At 43.5% G+C, this 10,032-nt stretch carries 7 protein-coding genes; 5 read left to right on the forward strand and 2 right to left on the reverse strand.

Annotated elements, in window-relative coordinates; translation table 11 throughout:
* Positions 1–241 precede the first annotated feature (241 nt).
* On the reverse strand, positions 242–1,141 hold the full coding sequence (galU, locus tag ADI74_RS09140; RefSeq protein WP_049538453.1) for a UTP--glucose-1-phosphate uridylyltransferase GalU: 900 nt from the start codon (positions 1,139–1,141) through the stop codon (positions 242–244).
* 21 nt (positions 1,142–1,162) lie between these two features.
* On the reverse strand, positions 1,163–2,179 hold the full coding sequence (locus tag ADI74_RS09145) for an NAD(P)H-dependent glycerol-3-phosphate dehydrogenase (RefSeq protein WP_049538455.1): 1,017 nt from the start codon (positions 2,177–2,179) through the stop codon (positions 1,163–1,165).
* A 206-nt stretch (positions 2,180–2,385) separates the two neighbouring features.
* On the opposite strand from ADI74_RS09145, the gene ADI74_RS09150 reads away from it, so the two are divergent.
* From ADI74_RS09150 to gltX, 5 genes are all read left to right on the forward strand, one after another.
* Complete coding sequence (locus ADI74_RS09150; RefSeq protein ID WP_049538458.1) at positions 2,386–4,092, forward strand: ABC transporter ATP-binding protein; 1,707 nt, start codon at positions 2,386–2,388, stop codon at positions 4,090–4,092.
* A gap of 1 nt (position 4,093) precedes the next feature.
* Positions 4,094–5,860, forward strand: coding sequence for an ABC transporter ATP-binding protein (locus ADI74_RS09155; protein WP_049505383.1), 1,767 nt, complete (start codon positions 4,094–4,096; stop codon positions 5,858–5,860).
* 139 nt (positions 5,861–5,999) lie between these two features.
* Complete coding sequence (locus ADI74_RS09160) at positions 6,000–6,689, forward strand: gamma-glutamyl-gamma-aminobutyrate hydrolase family protein (protein ID WP_042768238.1); 690 nt, start codon at positions 6,000–6,002, stop codon at positions 6,687–6,689.
* Between the two features lie 168 nt (positions 6,690–6,857).
* A complete protein-coding gene (locus ADI74_RS09170) occupies positions 6,858–8,207 on the forward strand; it encodes a glucose-6-phosphate isomerase (RefSeq protein ID WP_000018244.1) in 1,350 nt (449 codons plus the stop codon).
* Positions 8,208–8,334: 127 nt separating this feature from the next.
* A complete protein-coding gene (gene gltX / locus ADI74_RS09175) occupies positions 8,335–9,795 on the forward strand; it encodes a glutamate--tRNA ligase (RefSeq protein WP_049538461.1) in 1,461 nt (486 codons plus the stop codon).
* The last annotated feature ends 237 nt before the right edge of the window (positions 9,796–10,032 follow it).

Consider the following 10,032-nt stretch of genomic DNA (forward strand, 5'->3'; position numbering starts at 1 on the left):
AAAGTGCGCACCGATTCGGTGCTTTTTATTTTATTATACTAATTCATTGTACTCCTATTTTTGTTAAAAAACAAATAATATCATAGCGCTTTCATGAAGTTTGAGACCGTTTCGATGGAGTTTATAAGTAAGTGAACTGAGAAATACAGATTCCTTTTTAAGTAGATGTTTTAAAGAATAGCAATACAAAAAAGAACCAGGATAATTAACTATCCTAGTTCTTTTTATATGGAATTTTCTTCTATTCCCCCCCAGCCAGCTCTTTTCCGAGTTGGATGAGGTAGTCTTTCAAGTCGTCTTTGACTTGTGGATGTTTGAGAGCGTAGTCGATGGAGGTTTTCATAAAGCCAAACTTGTCTCCGACATCGTAACGAGCCCCTTTGAACTCACGAGCAAATACACGTTGTGTTTTATTGAGGGTATCGATTGCATCTGTCAGCTGAATTTCATTTCCTGCACCTGGAGCTTGGTTTTCGAGGATTTGGAAAATTTCAGGCGTGAGGAGGTAGCGTCCGATAATAGCAAGGTCGCTAGGAGCATCCTCTGGAGCTGGTTTTTCAACAAAGGTTTCAACACTGTAAAGGCCGTCTTTTCCTTCGCCTTGCGGAGCAATAACCCCATAGGCAGATACTTCGTCATGAGGGACTGGCATGACAGCGATAGTAGACGCGTGGGTACGCTCGTAGTCATCCATGAGTTGTTTGGTAAGTGGAATAGCCTTTTCGTCTGTGATATCCATCAAGTCATCACCAAGCATAACGACAAAAGGTTCATTTCCGACGAAAGCCTTGGCTTGCAAAACAGCATCTCCGAGACCGCGTGGATGAGTTTGGCGGATAAAATGCAGACGCATGCCAGTTGTTTCATCAACTAGCTTCAAAAGATCTGTTTTCCCTTTTTCTTTAAGGTTGTATTCCAATTCAAAGTTTGAATCGAAGTGGTCCTCGATGGAACGTTTTGACTTACCTGTAACAACCAAGATATCTTCGATACCAGATTTGAGGGCTTCTTCAACGATAAACTGGATAGTTGGTTTGTCTACGATTGGCAACATTTCCTTTGCCAAGGCCTTAGTTGCTGGGAGGAAACGAGTTCCCAATCCAGCGGCAGGGATGACTGCTTTTCTGACTTTTTGTTTCATAATGTTCCTTTCTATAAGGGTCTAAGACCATTCGTTTTCTGCTTTAAATTCATTGTTCATGATGTCAGTGATTGCTTCTTTGATATTGACACCTTCATAGATAACTCGGTAGATGGCCTGTGTGATTGGCATGTAGACACCCAATTCCTGAGCCAGTTCGTAAGCTGCTCGAGTTGTTGAAATGCCTTCAATGACCATACCCATGTTTGCTTCGATGTCTGCTAGGGATTCTCCACGGCCGAGAGCATCACCGGCTCTCCAGTTACGAGAGTGGACAGATGTCCCCGTTACGATCAAATCACCAACTCCAGAAAGCCCGCTATAAGTCAGAGGGTTAGCTCCCAGAGCGACCCCTAGACGGGTGATTTCAGCTAAGCCACGGGCAATGATAGCTGCCTTGGCATTGTCGCCAAACCCTAGACCATGTAATGCACCTGCACCAACTGCGATGATGTTTTTGAGAGCACCAGCGGTTTCAACCCCGATAACATCCGTATTAGTATAGAGACGGAAGTAGTGATTGCTAAAGAGATTTTGGACGTACTGGGCCGTTTCAAGGTCTTTAGAGGCTGCAGTGATCAAGGTAATATCCCGTACAATCGTTTCCTCAGCATGGCTAGGTCCTGAAACAACAACGACTTCACTACGGAGGTCAGCTGGAATTTCCTCTTCAAGAATAGTTGATAGACGTTTGTGGCTATCTGGTTCCAATCCTTTGGAGGCATGCATGATGACAACCTTGTGCTCAAGCACCTTTGCTACTTGTTGGGCAACCAGTCTCGTTACTTTTGTTGGGACCACAAATAAAACAGCATCCACATTCTTTAGTGTTTCTTCTAAGTCATGATAGGCTTTAATTTTTTCGTCGAGTAGGATATCTTTGAAGTAGCGTTTGTTGGTATGGTGGTTATTGATTTCATCAATTTGGTCAGAAATATTTCCCCAAATTCGAACCTCGTGTCCATTGTCGTTTAGGACCTGCGAAAGGGCAGTTCCCCAAGAACCAGGACCCAAGACAGCGATGGTTTGTTTCTTCATCTTTTCCTCCTTGTAAGAGTTCTTCCTTCCATTTTACCATAAAAAGCCTTTTCATGCATCATCTGTAGATGAAAGCGCACTAATTTATAATAAGGAGACTTCTTTGACAAGATGTCTCTTTTTTGCTAGAATAGCATCAATATGAACGAATGAGAAGGAGCTGACGTAGGATGTCGCTCCCTTTATCTATTTTATTAGGAGGAAATATGCTGATTAAAAAAATAAAAACCTATAAATGGCAGGCCTTGGCATCCTTAATGATGACAGGCTTGATGGTTGCGAGCTCGCTCTTGCAACCGCGCTATCTGCAAGAGGTGTTAGAGGCTTTGTTGGCTGGTCAAAATGAGGCTATTTATAGTATCGGCGCTTGGCTGATAGGAGTAGCCCTAGTCGGTCTGGTGGCAGGTGGGGTCAATGTGACACTTGCAGCCTATATTGCCCAAGGAGTGTCTTCGGACCTTCGGGAAGACGCTTTTCGCAAGATCCAGACGTTTTCTTATGCCAATATCGAGCAATTCAATGCGGGTAACCTTGTCGTCCGTATGACCAATGATATCAACCAAATTCAGAACGTGGTGATGATGGCTTTTCAAATTCTTTTCCGTCTCCCTCTTCTCTTTATCGGTTCCTTTATTTTGGCGGTTCACACTCTTCCATCACTTTGGTGGGTGATTGTCCTCATGGTGCTCCTAATCTTTGCACTAACTGCCATCATGATGGGGATGATGGGGCCACGATTTGCTAAGTTTCAAACCCTTCTTGAACGGATCAATGCTATCGCTAAGGAAAATCTACGTGGTGTGCGCGTAGTCAAATCCTTTGTACAAGAAAAAGCACAATTTGATAAATTTACCGAGGTTTCTGATGAACTTCTCGGCCAAAATCTTTATATCGGTTATGCCTTCTCAGTTATAGAACCCGTTATGATGCTAGTCGGCTATGGAGCGGTCTTCCTCTCTATCTGGTTGGTGGCTGGAATGGCTCAGTCAGATCCATCTGTTGTGGGCTCTATTGCTTCCTTTATCAACTATCTCAGCCAGATTATCTTTACCATCATCATGGTTGGATTTTTAGGAAATTCTGTCAGTCGTGCCATGATTTCCTTGCGTCGTATCCGCGAGATTCTAAATACCGAGCCAGCGATGACCTTTAAAGATCTCCCAGACGAAGAGTTAGAAGGAAGTCTCTCTTTTGAAAATGTGACCTTCACCTATCCTAATGACGATGAGCCTATGCTGAAGAATGTAACCTTTGATGTTGCGCCTGGTCAGATGGTGGGTGTGGTTGGAGCGACTGGAGCAGGGAAGTCTACCTTGGCTCAGTTAATTCCACGACTGTTTGATCCGCAGGAGGGATCTATCAAGATTGGTGGAAAGGATATTCGAGACGTCAGCGAGGGAACCTTACGTAAAACAGTTTCCATCGTCTTGCAACGTGCTATTCTCTTTAGCGGGACCATTGCAGATAATCTTCGTCAAGGAAAAGGCAATGCCAGCATGTCAGAAATGGAACGTGCAGCACGGATTGCCCAAGCCAGTGAATTTATCGGACGCATGGAAAACAAATTTGAGAGTCAGGTTGAAGAACGTGGCACCAACTTCTCTGGTGGACAAAAGCAACGGATGTCCATTGCCCGTGGGATTGTCAGCAATCCCCGTATCCTGATTTTTGACGATTCGACTTCGGCCTTGGATGCCAAGTCAGAGAGACTCGTACAGGAAGCTTTGAACAAAGACCTGAAAGGGACGACCACGATTATCATCGCTCAAAAGATCAGTTCAGTCGTCCATGCAGACAAGATTTTGGTTTTGGATCAAGGACGTTTGATTGGAGAAGGACGGCATGCAGACTTGGTAGCTAACAATGCCGTCTACCGCGAAATCTACGAAACACAAAAGGGAAAGGAGGAATAAAATGAAAACCGTTCGATTTTTCTGGAATTATTTTAAAGTTTACAAGTTCTCCTTTGTCATTGTGATTCTGATGGTTGCAGTTGCGACGATTGCCCAAGCCCTCTTTCCAGTTTTTTCAGGCCAAGCAGTGACGGAGCTCGCTAACCTAGTTCTGGCTTATCAAAATGGAACTTCCGAACTAGCCTGGCAGAGTTTATCAGCTCTGATGCTGAATCTAGCTCTAGTTGTCCTCGCCTTAGTGGTATCCAGTTTGATTTACATGACCTTGATGACTCGTGTGATTGCTGAGTCGACAAATGAGATGCGTAAGGGCCTCTTTGGCAAACTTTCTCGTTTAACGGTCTCTTTCTTTGACCGCCATCAGGATGGTGACATCCTCTCTCGCTTTACGAGTGACTTGGATAACATCCTTCAAGCCTTCAATGAAAGCCTAGTTCAGGTCATGAGCAATATTGCTCTTTACATCGGTTTGATTTTTGTCATGTTTTCAAGAAATGTGACGCTCGCCCTGATAACAGTAGCCAGTACTCCAGTAGCCTTTCTCATGTTGGTTTTCATCGTGAAAATGGCCCGCAAGTACACTAATCTCCAGCAAAAAGAGGTAGGGAAACTCAACGCCTACATGGACGAAAGTATTTCAGGGCAGAAAGCTGTTATCGTACAAGGAATTCAAGACGACATCGTAGCAGGCTTTGTGGAGCAAAATGAGCGCGTGCGCAAGGCAACCTTTAAAGGGAGAATGTTCTCAGGCATCCTCTTTCCTGTTATGAATGGGATGAGCTTGGTCAATACGGCCATCGTCATTTTTGCAGGTTCGGCTGTCTTGCTGAACGATCCAAGTATCGAAACAACGACAGCCCTAGGTTTGATCGTCATGTTTACCCAATTTTCTCAGCAGTACTACCAGCCGATTATCCAGGTGGCTGCGAGTTGGGGGAGCCTCCAGTTGGCCTTTACTGGGGCGGATCGTATCCAAGAAATGTTCGATGCAGAAGAAGAGATTCGTCCGCAAAATGCGCCTGCCTTTACGGAATTGCGAGAAGGCGTTGAAATCAGTCACATTGATTTCTCTTATGTGCCAGACAAGCCGATTTTAAAAGATGTTAGCATTTCAGCTCCTAAGGGGCAGATGATAGCAGTTGTCGGTCCGACTGGCTCAGGGAAAACGACCATCATGAACCTCATCAATCGTTTCTACGATGTGGATGCAGGCAGCATTTGCTTTGATGGCAAAGACATTCGTGACTACGACTTGGACAGCCTGCGGAGTAAGGTCGGTATTGTCTTGCAGGATTCGGTCTTGTTTAGTGGAACGATCCGGGACAATATCCGCTTTGGTGTGCCAGATGCCAGTCAGGAAATGGTCGAAGCAGCTGCCAAGGCAACTCATATTCATGACTACATTGAAAGCTTGCCTGACAAGTATGATACCCTTATTGATGATGAGCAAAACATCTTCTCAACTGGTCAGAAACAATTGATTTCCATCGCCCGGACCTTGATGACAGATCCCCAAGTCCTAATCTTAGATGAAGCGACTTCCAATGTGGATACCGTAACAGAAAGCAAGATTCAACATGCCATGGAGGCAGTTGTAGCAGGTCGAACCAGTTTTGTCATTGCCCATCGTCTCAAGACCATCCTCAATGCCGATCAGATTATTGTCCTCAAAGATGGGGAGGTCATTGAACGTGGAAATCATCACGAGTTGCTCAAGCTTGGTGGCTTCTACTCAGAACTGTATCACAATCAATTTGTCTTCGAATAAAAAAGAAGTTGTCCTCGTTGGGTAGCTTTTTCTTATCCATAAAAAATACTTATCACGGTCTTTAAAAAAACATATTAGACAGGAAAGGGTTGGAGTGATAAGATAAGACTGTCGCAAGAAAATCGAAAGGAGACACATCATGGCTAGAACGGTTGTAGGAGTTGCTGCAAATCTATGTCCTGTAGATGCAGAAGGGAAAAACATCCACTCATCTGTATCCTGTAAATTTGCAGAGAGCATTCGTCAAGTCGGTGGTCTTCCTTTAGTAATTCCTGTAGGGGATGAGTCCATTGTTCGCGATTATGTAGAAATGATTGACAAACTCATCTTGACAGGTGGGCAAAACGTCCATCCTCAGTTTTATGGAGAGAAAAAGACCATTGAGAGCGATGATTACAACCTTGTACGCGATGAGTTTGAACTAGCTCTCTTGAAAGAAGCGCTCCGTCAGAATAAACCAATTATGGCAATCTGTCGCGGAGTTCAGCTGGTCAATGTTGCTTTTGGTGGTACTCTCCACCAAGAAATTGAAGGTCACTGGCAAGGCTTGCCTTTTGGGACATCTCATACTATTGAGACAGTAGAAGGAAGCGTGGTGGCTAAGTTGTTCGGAAAAGAAAGTCAGGTCAACTCAGTCCATCGTCAAAGTATTAAAGATCTGGCGCCTAATTTCCGTGTGACTGCTATTGATCCAAGAGACCAGACCATCGAAGCGATTGAGTCTGTCGACGAGCATCGTATCATCGGCTTGCAGTGGCATCCAGAATTTCTGGTCAATGAAGAAGACGGCAATTTAGAACTATTTGAGTATTTATTAAATGAATTGTAACGGTTAGAATCTCTAGCCGTTTTTATTCGTCCTTTCAGATTTTTTATATTTCAGCAAATTTACGCAAACGTTTGAATTCTGATAAAAATTGGGCAAATTCAATAAAAAAGCTTGAAAAAATCGAAGGTAAGCGTTATGATAGAAAAGAAGAAATTTTGGAGGAATATCATGTCACATATTAAATTTGATTATTCAAAAGTTTTAGACAAATTTGTTGCCCCACATGAAGTGGAATACATGCAAGCACAAGTAACAGCTGCAGACGAATTGATCCGTAAAGGAACTGGTGCTGGTAGCGACTTTTTGGGTTGGTTGGACCTTCCTGAAAACTACGACCGCGAAGAATTCGACCGCATCTTGAAAGCTGCTGAGCAAATCAAATCAGACAGCGATGTCTTGGTTGTAATCGGTATCGGTGGATCTTACCTTGGTGCCAAAGCAGCTATCGACTTCTTGAACCACCACTTTGCTAACTTGCAAACAAAAGAAGAACGCAAAGCTCCACAAATCCTTTACGCAGGAAACTCAATCTCATCTACTTACCTTGCTGACTTGGTAGAGTACGTAGCTGACAAAGACTTCTCAGTAAACGTGATTTCTAAATCAGGTACAACAACAGAACCAGCGATCGCTTTCCGTGTCTTCAAAGAACTCTTGGTTAAGAAATACGGTCAAGAAGAAGCCAACAAACGTATCTATGCCACAACTGACCGCCAAAAAGGTGCTGTTAAGGTTGAAGCAGATGCCAACGGTTGGGAAACATTTGTTGTTCCAGATGACATCGGTGGACGCTTCTCAGTATTGACAGCAGTTGGATTGCTTCCAATCGCTGCATCAGGTGCAGATATCAAAGCCCTTATGGAAGGTGCCAACGCAGCTCGTAAGGATTATACTTCAGACAAGATTGCTGAAAATGAAGCTTACCAATACGCAGCCGTTCGTAATATCCTTTACCGTAAAGGCTACGCTACTGAAATCTTGGTAAACTACGAACCATCACTTCAATACTTCTCAGAATGGTGGAAACAATTGGCTGGTGAGTCAGAAGGAAAAGATCAAAAAGGGATTTACCCAACTTCAGCAAACTTCTCAACTGACTTGCACTCGTTGGGACAATTTATCCAAGAAGGAACTCGTATCATGTTTGAAACAGTTGTTCGTGTTGACAAACCACGTAAGAACGTGATCATTCCTACTTTGGAAGAAGACCTTGACGGACTTGGTTACCTTCAAGGAAAAGACGTTGACTTTGTAAACAAAAAAGCGACTGACGGTGTTCTTCTTGCCCACACTGACGGTGATGTACCAAACATGTACGTGACTCTTCCTGAGCAAGACGCTTTCACTCTTGGTTACACTATCTACTTCTTCGAATTGGCTATCGCCCTTTCAGGTTACTTGAATGCCATCAACCCATTTGACCAACCAGGTGTTGAAGCCTACAAACGTAACATGTTTGCCCTTCTTGGAAAACCAGGATTTGAAGAATTGAGCAAAGAGCTTAACGCACGTCTATAATAGAAGAAAAGAGTGGCTTGCCCACTCTTTTTACTCCCTTTATTCGTAGACATTGGACTCAGGCGAGACTTGTGATATAATATAGAAAGCAAAAAGGCAGACGCCTAGAGACTTTATAGGAGAAACTATGTCAAAAGATATCCGCGTACGCTACGCACCAAGTCCAACAGGACTACTACACATCGGAAATGCCCGTACAGCATTGTTTAACTACCTTTACGCACGCCGTCATGGTGGAACTTTTATCATTCGTATCGAAGATACTGACCGTAAACGCCATGTTGAGGATGGTGAACGTTCACAGCTTGAAAACCTTCGTTGGTTGGGGATGGACTGGGATGAAAGCCCAGAAACTCATGAAAACTATCGCCAATCAGAGCGTTTGGAACTCTATCAAAAATACATCGACCAATTGCTAGCTGAAGGAAAAGCCTACAAATCTTATGTTACAGAAGAAGAATTAGCAACAGAACGTGAACGCCAAGAAGCAGCTGGCGAAACACCACGCTACATTAACGAATACCTTGGTATGAGCGAAGAAGAAAAAGCAGCTTACATCGCAGAACGTGAAGCAGCAGGCATTATCCCAACTGTTCGTTTGGCTGTCAATGAGTCTGGTGTCTACAAGTGGCATGATATGGTCAAAGGTGATATCGAGTTTGAAGGTGGCAATATCGGCGGTGACTGGGTGATTCAAAAGAAAGACGGATACCCAACTTACAACTTTGCCGTTGTTATCGATGACCACGATATGCAAATCTCTCATGTTATCCGTGGAGATGACCACATTGCCAACACACCAAAACAGCTCATGGTATATGAAGCGCTTGGTTGGGATGCACCTGAGTTCGGTCACATGACCTTGATTATCAACTCTGAAACGGGGAAAAAATTGTCTAAACGCGACACCAACACCCTTCAGTTTATCGAAGACTATCGTAAGAAAGGCTATTTGCCAGAAGCAGTCTTTAACTTTATCGCCCTTCTTGGTTGGAACCCAGGTGGTGAAGATGAAATTTTCTCACGTGAGGAATTGATTAAACTCTTTGACGAAAACCGCCTCAGCAAGTCTCCTGCAGCCTTCGATCAGAAGAAACTGGACTGGATGAGCAATGATTATATCAAGAGAGCTGACTTAGCAACCATTTTTGAAATGGCCAAACCATTCCTTGAAGAAGCAGGACGATTGACTGATAAGGCTGAGAAATTAGTAGAACTCTACAAACCACAAATGAAATCAGTTGACGAAATCGTTCCATTGACAGATCTTTTCTTCTCAGACTTCCCAGAGTTGACAGATGCAGAGCGCGAGGTCATGGCAGGAGAAACTGTTCCAGTTGTTCTAGAAGCCTTCAAAGCGAAACTAGAAGCAATGACAGATGAAGAATTTGTAACAGAAAACATCTTCCCACAAATCAAAGCAGTCCAAAAAGAAACAGGTATTAAAGGAAAAAATCTCTTCATGCCGATTCGTATTGCTGTATCAGGTGAAATGCATGGACCAGAATTACCAGACACCATTTTCTTGCTCGGACGTGAAAAATCAATTCAGCATATCGAAAACATGCTGAAGCAGATTTCTAATTAAGTAGGTAAAATGTAGGGATATGAGCTCATCCTTTCTTGGAGAGTAAGAGAAGGTCCTTTAAATTAAAAATCAAAAGAGTCGGTTAATCTGGCTCTTTTTGATCGTCTTCCAAGAATTTGCATAGGTTGAAAAAAAGTTCTTGACAAAGTAGGAAAAGTAGGTATAATAGAAAGAGTTGAAAAGCTCAGGTCCGTTGGTCAAGGGGTTAAGACACCGCCTTTTCACGGCGGTAACACG

The organism is Streptococcus pseudopneumoniae (assembly GCF_001074565.1).
Lineage (GTDB): Bacteria > Bacillota > Bacilli > Lactobacillales > Streptococcaceae > Streptococcus > Streptococcus pseudopneumoniae_J.